This is a genomic window from Salinimicrobium oceani (genome assembly GCF_012037645.1).
Map to the genome: position 1 here is coordinate 1 of NZ_JAAVJR010000883.1, position 397 is coordinate 397.

General features: G+C 37.0%; 1 protein-coding gene. It reads left to right on the plus strand.

The window, feature by feature from the left end; translation table 11 throughout:
• On the plus strand, nucleotides 1-397 hold a 397-nt coding region (locus tag HC175_RS19875; RefSeq protein ID WP_168139820.1), incomplete at both ends, for a hypothetical protein.

Below are 397 nucleotides of genomic sequence, written 5' to 3' on the forward strand. Positions count from 1 at the left end.
TTATGAACCGGAATACTTCCAGAAGTTTCTCGGCAAACGAGAAGGAGATAGAGAGATTGCTTAATGAAAACAGGAGCTGGAAAGAGGAGCTGTCCTATATTACTGAAGAGATCAATTTCCTCATTCTATTTCTTACTGCAGATATTTTTAAAAAGAACGTACTCAACCTATATGAGAGACTTCAGATCTTTTATAATGACCTCCAGGAATTCAAAAAAGAAAGTATTGAACTCGTTAGAGAGGTGCACAACCACAGGTATGACATTGAAGGTATCCTGGAATGCGAAGACATTAGCTGCGAAGTCTTTTATCATGATGAACACATCAAGCTTGGACAAAGAATAACAGACTTTGCAGATAAATTCAAAACGCTTAAAATGGATATCTACCTCTACAC